A 19,442-nucleotide genomic window follows, 5' to 3' on the forward strand; every position below is an offset into this window, starting at 1 on the left:
AAACTGATCTTCTGATCGGCACGTCTGAACGTTTCTGCGCACAAAAGAAAAAGTCCGGCCACTGCGCCGGACTTTTTTCATCTGATTTCTGCTCATCAACGCGCTTATGCGACTCAGGCTGACGCAAAAATCAGTCCTGAGCCTCTTCCACGCTCGGCTGCGACTTCTGCTGATCTTTCTGTTTACGGTAGTTTTTCGCAATCTGCGGAACAGGCACCGTTTTACCGGTTTCCATCCAGGTGCGCAGACGGTTGGCATCGGCGAAGGCGGTGAATTTCCCGAAGGCATCCATCACCACCAGCGTCACCGGTTTACCATTGATGGTAGTGCGCATCGCCAGACAGTGCCCGGCGTCATCGGTATAACCTGTCTTGGTCAGCTGAATGCTCCAGGACGGGTTCATGATCAGATGGTTAGTATTCCGGAAAGGCAGTGCATAAGACGGATGGCTGAACACGGCGGTTTTTTCAGAGGTCGTGCTCAGTTCGCCAATCAGCGGATAGCGTTGAGAAGCCAGCAACAAACGGGTCAGATCGCGCGCGGTGGAGACGTTGCGCGGCGATAAACCGGTTGGTTCGGCGTAACGGGTATGCGTCATGCCCAGCGATTTGGCTTTGGCATTCATTGCTTTAATAAAAGCGCTGTAACCGCCCGGATAGTGCGCCGCGAGACTGGCGGCCGCGCGGTTTTCTGAAGACATCAGCGCCAGCTGAATCATCTGACGGCGGGTAATTTCACTGTTGAGTTTCACGCGGGAGAAGACGCCGCGCATTTCAGGGGTATTGCTGATATCAATATTGATGACTTCGTCGAGCGGAAGTTTCGCATCCAGCGTCACCATGGCGGTCATCAGTTTGGTCAGGGAGGCAATCGGCCTCACCTCATCCGGATTTCGCGAGTAAATCACTTCGTGGCTTTTAAGATCAACCACCATGGCACTGCCTGAAGCAATTTGAACCATCGGGGCGACGGCCTGCTCGTGCTTTGCAGCGAGCGCGGCTGGGGCAGACAACATGCCTGTATTTAAGGCGAATAAGCTCAGAACCAGAAGACGGATTTTCACATGCATTGCTCTGTATTTAAGAAAGTTGTCATAAAATCATGTCGAAACAGCCGCCGAATTATAAGTTAGGCGAATAGTCTTAGCACTCGCAATTTGCAAATCTATTTGTCACAAAGTCTGTCATCCCTCCCCGCAAACCGTGGATTGGCGAGTAAGTGAACACTCGCCACAGAAGTCACAGACGTACGGGGTGAACGGTGCGGAAGGGAAAATCGGTTACAGAAGGGGATAAACCAATTTTTGCAGGCGCGGGATATTCGTCAGCTGGTTTTTTGCGTCAATGACATTCAGTTCGGGTACATATATCGCCGCAATAAAATCAATATTAATGCCCCCCTGACTGACGGGATGGTCAATAAACGTAGGATGAACAGCCACCGCCTGATTTAACCCATACAACACAGGGAAATTCTGACCGGTTAACCCCATTGATGAATAATTACCTGCGCTTTCCAAATAATTCTGCAAATAATTCATACTTACGCCTTTAGAAATGGGCTGGTTCTTATAAATATTCTCGACAGAATAGCCTCTTTCTCCTGACGTCAGTGAATGGTGGGCAAACCAGCCGGTGCCATCGATTTCTTCCATGCTCAGCAAAGCCCGGAAGCGCACCAGGCCGGCGAAGCTCCCGCTGTGGGATCCATGAACATAGCAGACGCCGTGAGATAACATTTTCAAATACTGCGGCTGCTCATGCGTTTTAATAATTTTTAGCGGGGATATTTTTAATGGTCTTTTCACAAGTCACTCCTTTTTTATTATCAGTCCTTCTTCTGTCGCATGCTTAATAACTCAATATTTATATATAGATGACCTATTTAAATTCACCATCTGAATTTAAACCCTGAATTTACCTGAAAAGAATACCATTCGAGTTTATAAAAAATAACCCTTGTATAGGATAAATAACTTCGCCTTTAAAAAATTCACTGCGCTAAGTTAATATAATCATTCTGTTTATAAACAATGCATTGGATATTAATCACTGAACGAATTACGCAGACTGTTAAACCGGCTGCGTAATTCGCTATCCTGTTCGTTTATTTCAATGATTAACCTGGAGAGGTCATTACAAGGCCGTTTTAGATTCAATCAGATAACCAATTTCCTGCCCGTAAGAGAGTTCAAGCGTATTGCCATCGGGGTCATCGAGAAATGCCCAGTAGCCGACCGGTGCACCGGAATCCGTTGGCTCCTGACGCAGAACGCCCGCAGCGCGTGCCTCGGTCAGTCTGGCATCCATCGCTTCTCTGGAAGCGCAGGCGACACCGAGGTGACCGAATGGGCCGAGTCGGGTGTCGGTGTTTTCAGGGTCTTCGGCCAGCACGATGGCAAAATGGCGGGTCATGTCGCTGAGCCATGCCACGGGTCTGGCATCCGTGCCCCGCTCGCCGCGCCGGTGGATGACTTTCATGTCGGCAAACTGTTGGTAGAACCTGATGCTGGCATCAAGATCTTTCACCGCAAAAGCAATGTGACTCAGACCGATATCGTTGTTTTCCATGATACTTCTCCCTATTTAAGCGTTGCCGCGCGAAGAAGTCATGGAGTGACACTACCGGTTAATGCGTTCGGCAATGTCCTTCGACGTCTTCAGCACGCGCACTTCAGTAAATAACTCCGAGGCTTCGTCGTACTCTTTTCTCAAATATCCCAGCCACTGTTTGATGCGCGCCACGTGATACAACCCGGTATCGCCCTGCTTTTCAAGACGGGTATATTTTTGCAACAGCGTCATCACATCCGGCCACGGCATACGCGGTTCGTTGTATTTCACCATCCGGCTGAGGTTGGGAAGATTCAGCGCGCCGCGCCCCAGCATCACCGCATCGCAACCGGTGGTTTGCATACAGGCCTGAGCGCTGGCGTAATCCCAGATTTCGCCGTTGGCGATAACAGGAATACTCAGACGCTGACGAATTTCGCCGATCGCCTGCCAGTTGATACGCTCCGCTTTATAGCCGTCTTCTTTGGTGCGCCCGTGCACGGCCAGTTCGGTCGCGCCCGCCTGTTGCACCGCATCGGCGATTTCGAAGCTGCGGTCCAGAGAATCCCAACCCAGCCGCACTTTCACGGTGACCGGCAGGTGCGCGGGAACCGCTGCGCGCATGGCTTTCGCGCCCTGGTAAATCAGCTCCGGATCTTTGAGCAAGGTCGCCCCGCCGCCGCTGCCGTTGACCATTTTCGACGGACAACCGCAGTTGAGATCGACGCCGTATGATCCAAGTTCGACGGCACGCGCGGCATTTTCTGCCAGCCATTCAGGATATTGACCGAGCAGCTGCACGCGAACCCGTGTACCGGAAGGCGTGCGGCTGTCGTGATGTAATTCGGGGCACAGACGATGGAAGACTTTGGCGGGCAGCAGTTGATCAACCACACGCACAAACTCAGTGATGCACAAATCGTAGTCGTTCACTTCGGTGAGAAGTTCACGAACCAGGGGATCAAGCACACCTTCCATCGGAGCCAGTAATACGCGCATTGCAGTTCAACCCTTAAAAATGACGCGCAAGAGTAACGCAAGGCCCGTCTTCCGGCAATTACCCCTGTGATAAATCGCGGTCAAGGTGCGTCTGCGTGGCACTCTGCACCTGCCGCGCCTTCACCGAACGCCAGGCAATCCACACGGCCAGCAAAGCGGGAACAGCGAACAGCAGGAACATCCAGAACGCGGCGCTGGACGCGCCGGCATCGCCTTGATTCACTCCGGCAAAGTTCGCCACGGTGCCCGCCAGTGCGGCACCCAGCGCGGCGGCGAACGACTGCACCACGGTTATCGATGCGCCGGCTTTTTCGCGATCCTCTTCAGGAGCCTGTTGCAGCACGCGGGTCAGCAGATGCGGCCAGCCCAGACCGATCCCGAATCCGGCCAGCGTCAGGCCAAGCACCACACCGCTGATGTTCAGCCACGGCATCCCGAAAGCCACCGGCACCGTGAACAGCAATAACAGCAAACCGGCGGCCAGAATCAGCGGCCCCGAGATAATGGCGTTATCGGCGCGACGCCCCGTCCAGCCTGAGCTGGCCACTTCACTGAGCGTCCAGCCCGCGGCAGCGGCGGCAGTAATGTACCCGGCGGCCAGCGGCGTCTGGCCGTGCAGATGTTGCAGCAAATAAGGCACGAAGAGTTCACAGCCAAGACCGATAATCAGTAACGTCATCACCAGATATAAACCGTACAGCGGCGATGAGGTACGCAGCGCATCACGCGGTAACAACCGGACATCGGCGGTAAATTCCCGGTGACGCAGAATCAGCATCATCAGGACCGCAACCCCGAACCCGAGAAGATTCACCAGGCCGTGCGTGGACAAACTACCCGCAGACACCACCAGCACCGAGCCAGTCAGCAGCGCCAGTTGCATCAGCGGCAGCGGTTCTTGCGGTTGTTTCACCCGCTGAGATTTTGGTAAAAGCCGCCAGACCCAGAAACCGAACAACGATGTCAGCGGCAGCAGCAAGCCAAATGCCCAGCGCCAGGCGTGCAGCTCCGCAAAAATTCCGCCAATCGCCGGGCCTACCAGCGTGGCAATCCCCCACATCGCGGAAATCAGCGCCATCGCGCGCGGCCAGAGGGATTCCTTAAACAGAAGATTGATCATCGCGTAGGAAAGCGCGAACAGGAATCCGCCTCCGAGCCCCTGTAGCGCCCGTCCCAGCAGCAGCACCGGCATGCTCGGCGCCACCGTACAAATGGCCGCTCCGGCGATAAAAATCGCGGTGGCGGTGAGATAGCTGCCGCGTGGCCCGGCGGTGCGCATCAGCCGGGCAGATAGCGCGGAGCCGAGGATCGAACACACCACATACAGCGTGGTATTCCACGCATACCACGCCAGCCCGCCGATATCCTGCACGACGGACGGTAAAATCGTGATCACGATGTAACTGTTGGTGGCGTAAAGCGCGACTCCGGCGCTCAGGGTAATGGCACTGCCCCGGTTTTCCGCGCTGAATAAATCCGACCATCCGCTCTGACTTTCCGACATTTCTCTGCATCCCTTTGGTTTGTGCTGTCCACGCATTGAAGCATGTTGTGGTTATGGTATGATTAAAACAAGAAATCACTTGGAATATGTTTTACGTAATCTAGAACCCGGCGAGGCAATATGTCAAGCAGTGACTTGGAAAATAACAATCTGGTCAGGCACAGCGTGGCTGAACGCATCCTGACGTTGCTCAAAACCCGCGGGGAATTACAGGCCAGTGACGCCGGTCATCTGTTAGGCACCAGCGGCGAAGCGGCGAGACAGCAGTTTGTCAAACTGGCGAAAGAAGGTCTGGTGGAAGCCAAATCTGTCTCGCAGGGCGTCGGGCGTCCGGCACAGTTCTGGCAACTTACCGCACAGGGACATGCACATTTCCCCGATGCGCACGCCGATCTGACTGTACAACTGTTACAGCTTATCCGCACTTCATTGGGTGATTCTGCGCTGGATCAGTTGATCACCTCGCGGGAAAATCTGACGCAGGATAATTACCAGCTGGCGATGACCGGGGCGAATTCACTGGAGGAAAGACTGCAAAGGCTGACGGAGATCCGCACCCGTGAGGGGTACATGGCGGACTGGACGCTGCAGGATGACGGCAGTTATCTGTTTGTCGAAAACCACTGTCCGATTTGTGCCGCGGCCGCGACCTGTCAGGGATTCTGCCGGGCCGAACGTGACGTATTCAGCAACGTGCTTTGCGCCAGCGTCGAACGCACCGAGCATATTTTGCAGGGTGCACGCCGTTGCGCGTATGTGATCACCCCCTGACGGCACAGGCTTAACGAAAAACAGGCAAAAAAAAACCGCCTTCATGGAAGGCGGTTTAGCATCGGACTGTCGGGGAGCGTTACTTGTTGCCGCTGCCCGCAGGACCGCTGCGACGCTGGCCTGCATGTGCAGGACGCGCACGGGCCGGACGGTTTTCACCGGAGCCACGGTTTTCAGAAGTACCGCTGCGCGCGCTGCTGCCGCCCGGACGCGGAGCGCCAGAACGTGGAGCACCGGAGCGCGGTGCGCCCGGACGCTGGCCCTGACGTGGTGCGCCACGACCGCCGCCGCCACCACTGCCCTGACGACCATTGATGATCGGCTCAGCTTTGATGCTTGGGTCTGGTTCATAGCCTGGCAGTGCGACACGCGGAATTTCACGCTTGAGCAGACGCTCGATGTCACGCAGCAGTTTATGTTCGTCTACGCATACCAGAGACACCGCTTCACCGGTGGCTTCTGCACGGCCTGTACGGCCGATACGGTGAACGTAATCTTCCGGTACGTTTGGCAGTTCATAGTTCACGACGTGCGGCAGCATATCGATATCCAGGCCACGTGCCGCGATATCCGTCGCAACCAGTACGCGTACTGAGCCGGCTTTGAAATCGGCCAGTGCGCGGGTACGGGCGCCCTGACTTTTGTTGCCGTGAATCGCCGCGGCAGTGATGCCGTCTTTATTCAGCTGTTCGGCCAGATGGTTAGCACCGTGTTTAGTACGGTTGAACACCAGCACCTGTTTCCAGTCGCCTTCGCCGATCATCTGTGACAGCAGTTCTCTTTTGCGTTTTTTATCAACAAAGTGAACCGTTTGATCAATTTGCTCTGACGCGGTATTACGGCGTGCCACTTCGACAGAGGCCGGGTTGGTCAGCAGTTTGCTCGCCAGCCCTTTGATCTCATCAGAGAAAGTGGCGGAGAACAGCAGGTTCTGACGCTTGGCAGGCAGTTTGGCCAGCACACGACGGATGTCGTGAATGAAGCCCATGTCCAGCATACGGTCGGCTTCATCGAGCACCAGAATTTCAACCTGAGATAAATCAACAGCACGCTGATGTTCCAGATCCAGTAAACGGCCCGGCGTTGCGATCAGCACATCCACACCACCGCGCAGTTTCAGCATCTGCGGGTTGATGCTCACACCACCAAATACCACCATCGAACGCAAGGTCAGGTATTTGCTGTAAGCCTGGACGTTTTCACCGATCTGCGCCGCGAGTTCACGGGTCGGGGTCAGGATCAGCGCACGAACCGGGCGACGTCCTTTGAATTGCGCATTGGTATGGCTCAGCATATTCAGCAGCGGCAGAGTAAAACCAGCGGTTTTACCGGTACCGGTCTGCGCGCTGGCCATCAGGTCACGACCCTGCAACACAACAGGAATAGCCTGACGCTGGATAGGCGTAGGTTCGCGATAGCCCTGTTCTTCAACAGCACGCAAAATTTCGGCACTTAAGCCGAGGGAATCAAATGACATATAAGGAAAAGCTCCAGTCCACTCTAACCCGAACGGGGTTCGGTGCAGTTTCAAGAGTGGATGATCAGACGAGGCAAATGAGGCATTACCACGAGGATTCGGCACAAACTGCAGTGCGCCAGTTGGGGCGATAATAGCACAGAACGCCGCTTCGCGTGAAATAATCTCCTTTTGGCTGTAACCAGTGATGTCAGTCACAGACGCAGGTGAAATAATGTGACCGGATTTTCTACCGATATATCCAGAAACTTTGATACAGGATAATCAATTATTCACCTTATCAATACGTTCCCACTTTTTGAACTCCGCAGTGGGGATTAGCTTGCTATGCTGCTGAGAGTTCCCTTTCTCTGCTTAAGGCCGCACCGCAGCACCATGGAAACCTGGAAAATAAATTTAATCTCCGTCTGGCTGGGGTGTTTTTTCACCGGCATGGCGATGAGTCAAATCCTGCCTTTTTTACCGCTTTATATCGAACAGCTGGGCGTCACTTCTCACGAATCTCTGAGTTTATGGTCGGGTCTGGTCTTTAGCGGAACCTTTCTGGTTTCGGCGATTGTCGCGCCGTTGTGGGGCAGCCTTGCCGACCGCAAAGGCCGCAAGCTGATGCTGCTGCGTGCGGCGCTCGGCATGGCTATCGTGATGATGTTGCAGGGTTTCGCCACCAACGTCTGGCAGTTGTTCATCCTGCGCACGCTGATGGGGCTGACGTCCGGCTACATTCCCAACGCCATGGCGCTGGTCGCCTCGCAGGTGCCACGCGATAAAAGTGGCTGGGCGCTGGGAACACTGTCAACCGGTCAGGTTTCCGGGGTGATTATCGGCCCGTTGCTGGGCGGTTTTATGGCGGACCATCTCGGTTTGCGCACGGTGTTTTTCGTCACCAGCGGCATGCTGTTTATTAGTTTTCTGATCACGCTGTTTTTGATTAAAGAGCGCGTGGTGCCGGTCACCAAAGCCAACCGGCTCAGCGGCAAAGCCGTCTTCACCACGCTGCCCTATCCGTGGCTGATTGTCAGCCTGTTCGTGACCACCATGATGATCCAGTTAGCCAACGGGTCCATCAGCCCGATCCTCACCCTGTTTATCCGCGAACTCTCCTCAGACACCAGTAATATCGCCTTTATCAGCGGCGTGATTGCCGCCGTGCCGGGCGTTTCCGCCCTGATGGCCGCACCAAAGCTCGGCAAGCTCGGCGACCGCATCGGCGCGCACCGTATTCTGATCGCCGCCCTGGTCTTCTGTTTCATTCTGTTTTGTCTGATGGCGCTGATTAATACGCCGACGCAGCTGGGCATTCTGCGTTTCATGCTGGGTTTCGGCGATGGCGCACTGATGCCCGCCGTGCAGGCGTTGCTGGTGAAATACAGCAGCGATCAGGTGACCGGCCGGATATTCGGTTACAACCAGTCGTTCATGTACCTCGGCAATGTCATAGGCCCGCTGATTGGTTCAAGCGCCTCGGCGCTGCTCGGATTCCGCTGGGTGTTTATCGTCACAGCGATTCTGGTGCTGTTTAATACGGTTCAGGTGTGGTGGAGTTTTCGGCAGGTACCGACGGGGCGCATCAGAATACCCTAACCGGGTATCCGGGGCGGGTTGGATCATTGGGAAAGGGGTGGCTTGTTGGTTTAAAAATCTTCACCTTTCTAAAAGTGTTCAAAGCCGCCCATGCCACGGCCATCGGCATAAAAAAAGGGACACTTCTCAGTGTCCCTTTTCATTTTCATTCAAAAACCTTAACGACGGTTGCCGAAAATACGCAGCAGCATCAGGAACAGGTTGATGAAATCCAGATACAGCGTCAGCGCGCCAACAATCGAATATTTGCGGAAGTTATCGCGGTCGTCTGCGGACAGCTGCGCGCCCATATTTTTCAGCTTCTGGGTGTCATAGGCGGTCAGACCCACGAAGATCAGCACACCGGCGTAAGAGATGATGTTGGCAAGGCCAGAGCTTTTCAGCCACATGTTCACCAGTGACGCCAGAACCAGACCAATCAGCGCCATGAACAACATGCTGCCGATACCGGTCAGGTCGCGCTTAGTCACGTAACCGTACGCACTCATCGCACCGAACATCCCGGCTGCCACGATGAAGGTGCCGAAAATAGAGTCGCCGGTGTAAACCAGGAAAATACTGGAAAGCGTCAGGCCGGTCAGCGCCGAATACAGCATGAACAGGCCGGTCGCGACCGTGCCGCTCAGGCGATTCACCATGCCGGAAATCACGAAGACCAGCGCCAGCTGCGCGATGATCAGACCGAAGAAAGTAATCTGGCTTGAGAAAACAAAACTCATTATTTTTTCAGAACCGGAAGCATACCAGGCCACAAATGCGGTCAGCAGCAAACCACAGAACATCCAGCCATAGACTTGCGCCATATAAGCCTGAATGCCGGTATTCGCGCGTTCAACAATTGAACCGTTACTGCGTGGATATCGATCCATGATGATTACCCTTTTGCATGGAGGACGAAAATGAGGCTGAATCAGCCTCCCGATTTTTAAAGCGTATCACAGATAGACAGAAAAGCATGGACGGTCTGCATGCGGTTGAGGCGCGATTTACCAGCGCGCGGCAGCGTCTTTATCGCTGTCACGGGCATCCACCCAGCGGTCGCCCTCTTCCGTTGCTTCACGCTTCCAGAATGGCGCACGCGTTTTCAGGTGATCCATAATAAATTCAGTGGCTTCAAACGCCATACTGCGATGCGCGCTGGTCACGCCGACGAACACGATTTCATCGCCCGGAAACATCGGGCCGATGCGGTGATAAACAGACACCCGTTGCAGCGGCCAGCGGCTGCGGGCTTCGGCGACAATCTCAGCCAGCGCTTTTTCGGTCATGCCAGGGTAATGCTCCAGCGTTAACGCGCTGACGTGATTACCCAGATTATGATTACGCACTTTGCCGGTAAAGGTCACCACGGCGCCATCTGCGTCAGATTGCGCCAGCCAGTTGTACTCGTCGCCGACGTTAAAACGGGCAGCATCGACGATAATTTTGGTCTGATCCATCTCAGCCTCCGGTCACCGGCGGGAAGAATGCCACTTCATCACCGGCTTTCAGCGGATGCGCCATGTCGGTCAGCGTCTGATTGACCGCCACCAGCAGTTTTCCCGATTCCAGCGCCAGCGCCCAGCGGTCGTCCCGCCCGGCAAGTGACTGACGTAAATCATTCACGGTCGGAAATTCCGCCGGCAGTTGCAGCGCAGAAGTGCCGACCAGTTCGCGCACCTGGGCGAAAAATAAAATGTCGATCATAGCTCCGCCTTACCTTCTGCCTGAGTTTCCGCCTTAAAGTCCCCGGATTTGCCGCCGGTTTTTTCCAGCAGGCGGATCGGGCCGATGACCATGTCTTTCTGAACCGCTTTACACATGTCATAGATAGTCAGCGCAGCCACAGAAGCCGCCGTCAGCGCTTCCATTTCCACGCCGGTTTTACCGCTCAGGCGGCAGCGGGATTCGATGCGCACGCGGTTATGTTCCGGCTGCGCTTCCAGATTCACTTCTACTTTGGTCAGCAACAGCGGATGACACAGCGGGATCAGATCCCAGGTTTTTTTTGCCGCCTGAATGCCGGCAATACGCGCTGTGGCGAACACGTCACCTTTATGGTGATTGCCGCTGATGATCATCGCCAGCGTGCTTTCCGCCATCTCAACAAAGGCTTCCGCGCGGGCTTCGCGCACGGTTTCCGCTTTACCGGAGACATCCACCATATGGGCGTCGCCGGAAGCGTTAATGTGTGTGAGTTCTGACATGCTTATTTCTTCAAATGTGGAGTGAAATTGCACGGGCCCTGACGGGCGTCGAGCTGGGCTTCAATGATGTTATCCCAGGCAGTCTGGCAGGCGCGGGTGGAGCCCGGCATGGCGAAAATCACGGTCTGATTGGCGATTCCCGCAATGGCCCGTGACTGAATGGTCGAGGTGCCGATATCTTCGAATGACACCATGCGGAACAGCTCGCCGAAGCCTTCGATTTCGCGGTCAAACAGCGGTTTCAGCGCTTCCGGGGTGTTATTTCCGGCATTAAAACCGGTACCGCCGTTGATCAGAATCGCCTGGGTTTTTTCATCCGCAATCCATGCGGAAACCACCGCGCGGATGCTGTAAATGTTCTCTTTGACGATGTGCTGTGCGACGACGTGGTGACCGCTTTCGGTCACGGCTTCTTTCAGGTAATGCCCGGACGTGTCTTCAGCGTCGGTGCGGCGGTCAGACACCGTCATGATCGCGACAGATAAAGGCAAAAAATCTTTACTGGCTTTGCTCATCAGTTTGCTCCTTAAACGATTAGTACCGGATTCAGCCGCCGATAAACGACAGATTCTGGGTAATGCCGGTATTGCCTTCATGCAGGAAGTGAGTCTGTTTTTTACGGCTAAGGCCGCCCTGAATGCGGTGCATCAGGTCGTCCTGCTGCATGTCGTCGGCCAGTAAATCGCGCAGCGCAATACCCTGCTCGCCGAACAGACACAAATGCAGATTGCCGGTGGCAGATACGCGCAGGCGGTTACAGCTGGCGCAGAAGTCTTTTTCGTACGGCATGATCAGACCGATTTCACCGAGGTAATCCGGGTGGCTGAAGACCTGCGCAGGGCCGTCGCTGCGGGAGCGGATCTGTAACTGCCAGCCCTGACGCACCAGTTGCTCGCGCAGCACTTCGCCGGAGACGTGGTGTTTACGGAATAAATCTCCGCCGTCGCCGGTTTCCATCAGTTCAATGAAACGCAGCTGAATCGGGCGGGTTTTTATCCAGTCGAGGAAGGTGCCGAGGCTCGCGTGATTCACATCGCGCATCAGCACGGTATTGACTTTCACCTTGCTGAAACCGGCATCAAAGGCAGCGTCAATGCCGTCCATCACCTCGCGGAATTTATCCTGGCCGGTGATGGCGTGAAACTGGCGGGCATCGAGGCTGTCAACGCTCACGTTGATGTTGGTCAGCCCGGCATCACGCCATTTGCTGATGTCACGCGCCATGCGATAACCGTTAGTGGTCACCGCGAGGGTTTTGATAGAGGGGTTTTCGCGCACGGCGGCAATGATTTCGCAGAAGTCGCGGCGCAGCGACGGTTCGCCACCGGTCAGGCGCACTTTTTCCGTTCCCAGATTGGCGAACGCGCGGCTGACCCGACGGATTTCATCGAGCGAAAGAAAACTTTTATTGCTGTGTCCGTGCGGCTTGTAACCGTCCGGCAGACAGTAGGTGCAACGGAAATTGCACACGTCGGTGATCGACAGCCGCAAGTAATAAAACTTGCGGGCAAAAGCATCAGTAAGTTGAAGCACCTTAAACACCTTTCCAAATACGGGAGATGCGGGCATTTCTGCCATGCACCCTGGTGACGTTCGTCACGGCCAGCGCACCATATTGTTTCTGTGGGAAAATCGTCAGAAAGCAACTTAGGAACAAAGGCTAGGAGTTGATTCATTGCATTCTTTGCAGAAGCCATGAACTCGGGTAACGGCGCATATTCTAACGCCGCAAAGTCCGGATCACCAAGATGGTTTTTCGTTATGCATTTTGATATATAACGCTTTTTCACCACAAAATGCCGCATTTTCAACGCCAAAAGCACTGGTTTTTGAATACAGTGAGACAGCGGTGAAGTGATAACATCTTGTTGCAAAATTATGTAAAATCCGCAGCAGGAAACAGACTCCCTCACCCGCTTCAGAAGGAAATTATGCGCAACAGAACTTTAGCCGATCTCGACCGGGTGGTGGCATTAGGCGGAGGCCACGGGCTTGGCCGCGTGATGTCTTCGCTTTCCGCCCTTGGGCCACGCCTGACGGGCATCGTGACCACCACGGATAACGGCGGGTCGACAGGCCGTATCCGCCGCTCGGTGGGCGGTATCGCCTGGGGCGACATGCGCAATTGTCTGAATCAGCTGATCACTGAACCGAGCCTGGCATCGGCGATGTTTGAATACCGTTTCAGCGGTCAGGGCGAGCTGGACGGCCACAATCTCGGCAATCTGATGCTGCGCGCGCTGGATCATCTCACCGTGCGCCCGCTGGAAGCCATCAATCTGGTGCGCAGCCTGCTCAAAGTTGATGCGGAGCTGATCCCGATGTCAGAGCATCCGGTGGATCTGACGGCCATCGACGCCGACGGTGAAACGGTTCATGGCGAGGTGAATGTTGATAAACTTCAGCAGACACCGCGCGAACTGCGCCTTGAACCGCAGGTTCCGGCCACGCGTGAAGCATTACTGGCGATTGCCGAAGCCAATCTGATCCTGATCGGGCCGGGCAGTTTTTACACCAGCCTGATGCCGCTGTTACTGATGAACGATCTCACCTCGGCCCTGCGCCGCAGCCGCGCGCACATTGTGTATATCGGTAATCTGGGCAAAGAACTGAGCGTGGCTGCCGCATCCCTGACGCTTGACGATAAACTGGAGATGATTGAGAAACGTATTGGCCGCCGCGCCGATGCCGCGATTGTCGGACCCAAAGTGCAGGTAGGCCACTGCGCCACTGAGCATCTGGTTATTCAAAGCCCGCTGGAAGCCAGCGATATTCCGTATCGCCATGATCGCGAAATGCTGCGAATGGCGCTGGAAGAAGCGCTGCAAAAGATGCAATAAACCCAACCCCATCAAAAACAAAAAGGCCGCGCAATGCGGCCTTTGTCATATCAGAATCGGGGGAATGCGTTACTGCCAGTCTGCGAGGATCTGCGCCGTGGTTTTCACCGTCACCGGATTGCCCGGTACCGACAGTTCTTGCCACACCTCATTGTGCTGAGCGATCAGTTGCTTCGCCGTCACGTGCGTCCGGTCGCCGGTAGTGTGGGCATCGGAAGCGACGGTAACCGCATAGCCTTTGCTGGCCGCGACTTTGATGGTGGTATCAACGCAATAATCGGTCGCGCAACCGCACACCGTAAAGCGCGTGGCCTGCAGGTCTTTGAGAACCGCTTCCAGCCCGGTGCGGTAAAACGAGTCGCAGGCCGTCTTGGTTACGGAAATCGCGTCATCCGGGCGATGCAGTTCCGGCAACAGATCCCACAGCGCACTGCCCTCGATCATGTCGCCTTCAGCGTGCTGGATAAAGATAACGCGACCGGCCTGGTCAATCAGACGGTTAATCTGCGCAACACGTCCGGCACGATCCCTCCGTTGAGAGGCAAAAACGCCATTTTGCATGTCCACGACAATCAGTACATTTTGCTCTGCCAAAATCCTTCCCCCTCAAAAGAAAAACCTGAATTACTTTTTCACCAGCGGATGGTTATTCCACGGGCTGTCAGCCGCCGGGCTGGCGGTGCTGACTTTAGGCTTTTGCGGCGCCTGCGCCGACAGCGGTGTGCGGCGTTTGCTGCGCGTCATGTCCGGACGCAGGTGGCCTTCGATAAAATCCAGATACAGCGTTTCGACTTCCTTGCGCGCCCAGGGGGTACGGCGCAGGAATTTCAGGCTGGATTTCACACTGGGGTCGCTTTTAAAGCAGTTGATATTCACCTGCGAAGCCAGCGCCGGCCAGCCGAAGTTATCCACCAGCGTTGTCAGCAGTTTTTCCAGCGTGACGCCGTGCAGCGGGTCTTTCGCCGCACCGGGGTTTTGTGGTGTATCAGTCATCAGCAAGCTCACTCAACAAAATTCAGGGCGCGCAGTCTAGCACTTTTGTTCGTTGCCGGCACTGCGCGCGGCGGAGTTTACGAAACGGCGATAAACTGTTCGCGCAGGGCATGCAGTTCGTCGCGCGTATTGGCTGCCTCTTCGAACTCCAGATTCTGGGCATGCGCATACATCTTGCTTTCCAGCTCTTTGATGCGCTGCTCCAGCGCTTTTGGCGTAAGTGACTTGAAGGTTTGCGCCGCTTCGGCATCCCGCTTGTCTTTGTTCTTTTTGGTCTTAGGCTGACCGAGTTGCAGAATGTCGGAAATCTTTTTGTTCAGGCCCATCGGCGTGATGCCGTTTTCCAGGTTGTACTGCTCCTGTTTGGCACGGCGTCGCTCTGTTTCTTCGATAGCTTTTGCCATCGATTTGGTGATGCGGTCGCCGTACAAAATGGCTTTACCGTTGAGGTTACGCGCCGCGCGACCAATGGTCTGGATAAGCGATCGTTCCGAACGCAGGAAGCCTTCTTTGTCCGCATCGAGGATCGCCACCAGCGACACTTCCGGCATATCCAGCCCCTCACGCAGTAAGTTGATGCCGACCAGCACGTCAAATTCGCCGAGACGCAGGTCACGGATGATCTCCACGCGCTCCACGGTATCGATGTCAGAGTGCAGGTAACGCACCTTCTCGCCGTGTTCTTCCAGATACTCGGTCAAATCCTCCGCCATCCGTTTGGTCAGCGTAGTGACCAGCACACGCTCATTGATGGCAACACGTTTGCGAATTTCAGACAGCAGGTCATCCACCTGAGTTGTTACAGGGCGCACTTCAATCAGCGGGTCGAGCAGACCGGTCGGACGCACCACCTGTTCCACCACATCGCCACCGGATTTTTCCATCTCATAGGTGCCGGGCGTCGCCGAGACGTAGATACTTTGCGGGGCGGCGGCTTCGAATTCCTCAAAGCGCATCGGGCGGTTATCCAGCGCGGACGGCAGACGGAATCCGTATTCCACCAGAGTTTCTTTACGCGAACGGTCGCCTTTGTACATGCCGCCGATTTGCGGAATGGTGACGTGGGATTCATCGACAATCAGCAGGCCATCGGCGGGCAGATAGTCAAACAGCGTCGGTGGCGGCTCGCCGGGCCCGCGGCCAGAAAGATAGCGCGAGTAGTTTTCGATACCGGAGCAATAGCCCAGTTCATTCATCATTTCGAGATCAAACTGCGTGCGCTGGCTGATACGTTGCTCTTCCAGCAGCTTGTTGTTGTCCAGCAGCACTTTGCGCCGGTCGGCCAGTTCGATTTTGATGTCTTCCATCGCCTGCACGATACGCTCGCGTGGCGTCACGTAGTGCGTTTTAGGGTAGATGGTGAAACGCGGCACTTCATGCTGAACCTGACCGGTCAGTGGATCAAACAGCGACAGCCGTTCAACTTCCTGATCAAACAGCTCAATGCGCACCGCCAGATCGTCTGACTCCGCCGGGAAGACGTCAATCACTTCGCCGCGCACGCGGAAGGTACTGCGCTGAAACGCCTGGTCGTTGCGGGCGTATTGCAGTTCGGCCAGACGGCGCAGGATAGAGCGCTGATCGATAATCATGCCCTTGGTCAGATGCAGCATCATTTTGAGATACAGATCCGGATCGCCCAGACCATAAATCGCCGACACTGACGCCACCACGATCACGTCGCGACGCTCCAGCAGTGCTTTCGTGGCCGAAAGACGCATCTGCTCAATGTGTTCGTTTACCGAGGCATCTTTTTCGATAAAAGTGTCAGAGCTCGGGACATACGCCTCGGGCTGGTAGTAATCGTAGTAAGAGACAAAATATTCGACGGCGTTGTCCGGGAAGAACTCTTTCATTTCGCCGTAGAGCTGTGCGGCCAGCGTTTTGTTGGGCGCCAGCACCATCGTCGGGCGGTTCAGATCGGCGATCACATTCGCCACGGTAAAGGTTTTGCCGGAGCCGGTTACACCGAGCAGCGTCTGATGGGCCAGGCCGTTCTCCAGCCCCTCTTCGAGACGACGTATCGCGTCGGGCTGATCGCCTGATGGTTTAAATTCGGAATGCAGTTTGAACACTTTACTCATGACGGGCTACCTGACTGAAGAAGAAAACGCACAAGACCATTCTAAAAGAACAAGACCGTGGGCGGTGAATGAGTATGGAAGACTCCGCGCTTTTTGCCACTCTTGATTTTTACCGCCGCTATAATACTGTATATAAAACCAGCCTCCAATGACTATTCTTCACACAAGGCTTAACCGGTTGCCTTACCTGCACTTTTTTAGGTGATGACAATCCCTTCTTTTCACCATCAGATGACATTTATCCCCAAAATTTATCATCTGATAACTTACTGACAACAGGTTGACGAAAACTGACACAGTGAAGACGACAGAATTGTGACCGTATTGCTTTTAACTAACCTGTTGATAATAAATCACTTCATGAAAAAGCTGCGAATACGGGCAAACCGAGCGCAACCCGCGTCCCGTCTCGCCTGTAGCATCTTTTCTCACTCTCATGCACAAGGTTATCCACAGGAATAGTGGATAAGTCACAGCGCGCCGCATACAGCGGGAGTTAGTAAAAAACCTCATTTAGGCATCCGGGACCCCTGAGTGGTCTTTTTTAGTTATTTTTTATCTTTTTTATCACCTTATTTATGCCTATTTTGACTGAATTTCAGGGCGTAAGTTTCTTGCAAAAACCAAAACCCCAACTCTGAAGGACGGCTGAACAAAATATGCCCACCCTCTTGCACCAAAATCAGTGAACCCGGCACTGGCAAAGTGCAGCGCTATTCTCCATATGCACTGTGAACCACATCAAAACCTGAGCATTGCTTATGAATAATCCGAAATCCCTGCCCGCTGCCGCGTTAACAGCCCGGTAACTTCTCTTTTTATTGTCACCACAAGAAACTTGGCCTGAGAGTTGCAAATTCCCTGCTGTGAGAGATTTTATGAAGCATTCCGCTGCGTAAGGTGCAAACAGTGGAATAAAAATGTCAGAAAAATGACAGTGGCCGTCAAAGTGATGTTCAGCGGAAAGCTCCGTGAGCGAGGGAGGTCTGATGTTAAGTGTAAAATCAGTTAATCAGTATTACGGTCAAAAACACATTCTCTGGGATATCAATCTCGAGCTTTATCGCGGGCAATGTACCGGGCTTATCGGCAGAAACGGCGTGGGGAAAACCACGCTGATCAACTGCATCATGGGGCATCTGCCGGTGAAAAGCGGCGCGATTTTCTGGCAATCAGCCAATGAAGAACCGCAAAGTTTGCTGAATTTGCCGGTAGAAAGCCGGGCGCAGATGGGCATTGGCTATGTGCCGCAGGGGCGGCAGATTTTTTCGCAGATGAGCGTCGATGAAAATCTGCAAATTGCCATGATGTCCAGCCGGAATAAGACGCGTCGCGTGCCTGAGCAGGTGTACGACCTGTTTCCGGTACTTAAGGAGATGGGAGCGCGCAAGGCGGGAGAGCTGGATGAGAGCCAGCAACAGCAACTGGCGATCAGCCGCGCGCTGGTTCAGCAGCCGGAACTGCTGATCCTCGACGAGCCGACCGAGCACACCAGCGCGGCGATGGCAGCGAATATGGGGAATATCATTCACCGCCTTAACCGTGATCTCGGCCTGACGCTGCTGCTGGTGGGCCATAAGCTGCCCTTTATCCGCACCGTCGCTGACCGGTTCTGTCTGGTTGATGGCGGGCGTAACGTCGCGCAGGGCACGCTGGCACAGCTCGACGATACGCTGGTCAAAGACTATCTGACCTTCTGACAGCCGGTTTTAACGCTCAGTGTGGCCGAGGCGGGTCAGATCGAGATATTGCCCCAGATTGCCGTCAGGCCCGGTTAGCAGGTACGGGATCTCGCCCAGCAGTGGCGCAGGCAGCATACGCGTGAGCGTATCGATATATGCCTGATGATGCTTCCCCGTTTCCTGTATATCGTTGGCTATCCATCCCGCAAGCTGTAAACCGCTGTGTGTGATGGCCTGCGCGGTCAGCACGGCATGGTTGATACACCCCAGGCGCATACCGACCACCAGCACGACCGGTAACTGTTCAGCCTTCACCCAGTCGGCAAAGGTGTAACTGGCGGTGAGCGGCGTAAACCAGCCGCCTGCACCTTCCACCACCACCCAGTCTGCCAGCGGTTCGAGGTGACGCAACCCTTGCGATAACACCGCCGGATCGATCGGACGCTTTTCAAGTTCGCTGACGATGTGCGGCGAGGTCGGTTCGATAAAGGTGCACGGATTCACTTCGTCATAACGTAAACCCACAGTGCTGAACGCCTGCAGCGCCAGCGCGTCACTGTTGCGCGCTCCTTCCGGCGTCATTTCACTGCCAGAGGCCACCGGTTTGTACCCGGCAGTGGTGTGTCCGGCACGCGCTGCGGCCTGTAAAAATGCGGTAGTCGCGACGGTTTTACCGACTTCAGTGTCGGTACCGGTGATGAAGTATTTTGTCATGATTTATTCTGCTAAAAATCTGGTGTGGGTTTAGCTCCCTCCCCCTTTCACAGGGGGAG

20 protein-coding genes and 1 riboswitch are annotated in these 19,442 nt (G+C 54.7%); of the genes, 4 read left to right on the top strand and 16 right to left on the bottom strand.

What is annotated here, in order from left to right; genetic code table 11:
* Positions 1–130 precede the first annotated feature (130 nt).
* The 5 genes from pbpG to ED901_RS10160 all read right to left on the bottom strand — a co-directional run bounded on the left by pbpG (position 131) and on the right by ED901_RS10160 (position 5,055).
* Positions 131–1,069 (bottom strand): D-alanyl-D-alanine endopeptidase, encoded by a 939-nt coding sequence (gene pbpG, locus ED901_RS10140; RefSeq protein ID WP_056778269.1) that lies wholly within the window; start codon positions 1,067–1,069, stop codon positions 131–133.
* A 210-nt stretch (positions 1,070–1,279) separates the two neighbouring features.
* Positions 1,280–1,807, bottom strand: a complete 528-nt coding sequence (locus ED901_RS10145) for a hypothetical protein (protein WP_122095827.1) — start codon at positions 1,805–1,807, stop codon at positions 1,280–1,282.
* Positions 1,808–2,135: 328 nt separating this feature from the next.
* Positions 2,136–2,570, bottom strand: coding sequence for a VOC family protein (locus ED901_RS10150; protein ID WP_122095828.1), 435 nt, complete (start codon positions 2,568–2,570; stop codon positions 2,136–2,138).
* A 51-nt stretch (positions 2,571–2,621) separates the two neighbouring features.
* Positions 2,622–3,551, bottom strand: coding sequence for a tRNA dihydrouridine(16) synthase DusC (gene dusC, locus ED901_RS10155; protein ID WP_122095829.1), 930 nt, complete (start codon positions 3,549–3,551; stop codon positions 2,622–2,624).
* Positions 3,552–3,609: 58 nt separating this feature from the next.
* The gene (locus ED901_RS10160) at positions 3,610–5,055 is read right to left on the bottom strand and encodes an MFS transporter (protein ID WP_122095830.1); all 1,446 of its coding nucleotides are present in this window, start codon (positions 5,053–5,055) and stop codon (positions 3,610–3,612) included.
* 120 nt (positions 5,056–5,175) lie between these two features.
* Between ED901_RS10160 and ED901_RS10165 the strand changes: the two genes are divergently transcribed.
* Positions 5,176–5,826 (top strand): metalloregulator ArsR/SmtB family transcription factor, encoded by a 651-nt coding sequence (locus ED901_RS10165; RefSeq protein ID WP_122095831.1) that lies wholly within the window; start codon positions 5,176–5,178, stop codon positions 5,824–5,826.
* 79 nt (positions 5,827–5,905) lie between these two features.
* Here ED901_RS10165 and rhlE read toward each other — a convergent pair whose 3' ends face one another.
* Complete coding sequence (rhlE, locus tag ED901_RS10170) at positions 5,906–7,303, bottom strand: ATP-dependent RNA helicase RhlE (RefSeq protein ID WP_056778248.1); 1,398 nt, start codon at positions 7,301–7,303, stop codon at positions 5,906–5,908.
* A 375-nt stretch (positions 7,304–7,678) separates the two neighbouring features.
* Here rhlE and ED901_RS10175 point away from each other — a divergent pair, with 375 nt between their 5' ends.
* Complete coding sequence (locus ED901_RS10175; RefSeq protein ID WP_122095832.1) at positions 7,679–8,884, top strand: multidrug efflux MFS transporter; 1,206 nt, start codon at positions 7,679–7,681, stop codon at positions 8,882–8,884.
* A 158-nt stretch (positions 8,885–9,042) separates the two neighbouring features.
* Here the strand turns inward: ED901_RS10175 and ED901_RS10180 are convergent, their stop codons facing one another.
* The 6 genes from ED901_RS10180 to moaA form a co-directional block, all read right to left on the bottom strand.
* On the bottom strand, positions 9,043–9,753 hold the full coding sequence (locus ED901_RS10180) for a Bax inhibitor-1/YccA family protein (RefSeq protein WP_056778240.1): 711 nt from the start codon (positions 9,751–9,753) through the stop codon (positions 9,043–9,045).
* A gap of 117 nt (positions 9,754–9,870) precedes the next feature.
* A complete protein-coding gene (gene moaE, locus ED901_RS10185) occupies positions 9,871–10,323 on the bottom strand; it encodes a molybdopterin synthase catalytic subunit MoaE (RefSeq protein ID WP_122095833.1) in 453 nt (150 codons plus the stop codon).
* Position 10,324: 1 nt separating this feature from the next.
* Entirely contained in the window at positions 10,325–10,570 is a 246-nt protein-coding gene (moaD, locus tag ED901_RS10190; RefSeq protein ID WP_122095834.1) for a molybdopterin synthase sulfur carrier subunit, read from the bottom strand.
* Complete coding sequence (gene moaC / locus ED901_RS10195; RefSeq protein WP_056778229.1) at positions 10,567–11,070, bottom strand: cyclic pyranopterin monophosphate synthase MoaC; 504 nt, start codon at positions 11,068–11,070, stop codon at positions 10,567–10,569. The genes moaD and moaC overlap by 4 nt, the downstream gene beginning before the upstream one ends.
* A gap of 2 nt (positions 11,071–11,072) precedes the next feature.
* On the bottom strand, positions 11,073–11,585 hold the full coding sequence (gene moaB, locus ED901_RS10200; protein WP_056778225.1) for a molybdenum cofactor biosynthesis protein B: 513 nt from the start codon (positions 11,583–11,585) through the stop codon (positions 11,073–11,075).
* A gap of 31 nt (positions 11,586–11,616) precedes the next feature.
* The gene (gene moaA / locus ED901_RS10205) at positions 11,617–12,603 is read right to left on the bottom strand and encodes a GTP 3',8-cyclase MoaA (RefSeq protein ID WP_122095835.1); all 987 of its coding nucleotides are present in this window, start codon (positions 12,601–12,603) and stop codon (positions 11,617–11,619) included.
* Positions 12,594–12,749, bottom strand: a riboswitch (molybdenum cofactor riboswitch). Its footprint overlaps the gene before it by 10 nt.
* Before the next feature lie 252 nt (positions 12,750–13,001).
* Between moaA and yvcK the strand changes: the two genes are divergently transcribed.
* Positions 13,002–13,910 carry a uridine diphosphate-N-acetylglucosamine-binding protein YvcK gene (yvcK, locus tag ED901_RS10210; RefSeq protein ID WP_056778220.1) on the top strand — a complete coding sequence of 303 codons (909 nt, stop codon included), beginning with the start codon at positions 13,002–13,004 and terminating at the stop codon, positions 13,908–13,910.
* Positions 13,911–13,979: 69 nt separating this feature from the next.
* Here the strand turns inward: yvcK and ED901_RS10215 are convergent, their stop codons facing one another.
* The 3 genes from ED901_RS10215 to uvrB all read right to left on the bottom strand — a co-directional run bounded on the left by ED901_RS10215 (position 13,980) and on the right by uvrB (position 16,987).
* The gene (locus ED901_RS10215; RefSeq protein WP_122095836.1) at positions 13,980–14,504 is read right to left on the bottom strand and encodes an isochorismatase family protein; all 525 of its coding nucleotides are present in this window, start codon (positions 14,502–14,504) and stop codon (positions 13,980–13,982) included.
* 30 nt (positions 14,505–14,534) lie between these two features.
* Complete coding sequence (locus ED901_RS10220; RefSeq protein ID WP_056771793.1) at positions 14,535–14,903, bottom strand: VF530 family DNA-binding protein; 369 nt, start codon at positions 14,901–14,903, stop codon at positions 14,535–14,537.
* Positions 14,904–14,980: 77 nt separating this feature from the next.
* Positions 14,981–16,987 carry an excinuclease ABC subunit UvrB gene (gene uvrB, locus ED901_RS10225; protein ID WP_056771790.1) on the bottom strand — a complete coding sequence of 669 codons (2,007 nt, stop codon included), beginning with the start codon at positions 16,985–16,987 and terminating at the stop codon, positions 14,981–14,983.
* A gap of 989 nt (positions 16,988–17,976) precedes the next feature.
* On the opposite strand from uvrB, the gene ED901_RS10230 reads away from it, so the two are divergent.
* Positions 17,977–18,687 carry an ABC transporter ATP-binding protein gene (locus ED901_RS10230; protein ID WP_056771787.1) on the top strand — a complete coding sequence of 237 codons (711 nt, stop codon included), beginning with the start codon at positions 17,977–17,979 and terminating at the stop codon, positions 18,685–18,687.
* A 9-nt stretch (positions 18,688–18,696) separates the two neighbouring features.
* Here ED901_RS10230 and bioD read toward each other — a convergent pair whose 3' ends face one another.
* Positions 18,697–19,383: a dethiobiotin synthase gene (gene bioD / locus ED901_RS10235; protein ID WP_371414301.1), complete on the bottom strand. Its 687-nt coding sequence runs from the start codon at positions 19,381–19,383 to the stop codon at positions 18,697–18,699.
* Positions 19,384–19,442: the final 59 nt, after the last annotated feature.

Source organism: Rahnella sp. Larv3_ips (assembly GCF_003697865.1).
In the GTDB taxonomy this organism is placed as follows: Bacteria; Pseudomonadota; Gammaproteobacteria; order Enterobacterales; family Enterobacteriaceae; genus Rahnella; species Rahnella rivi.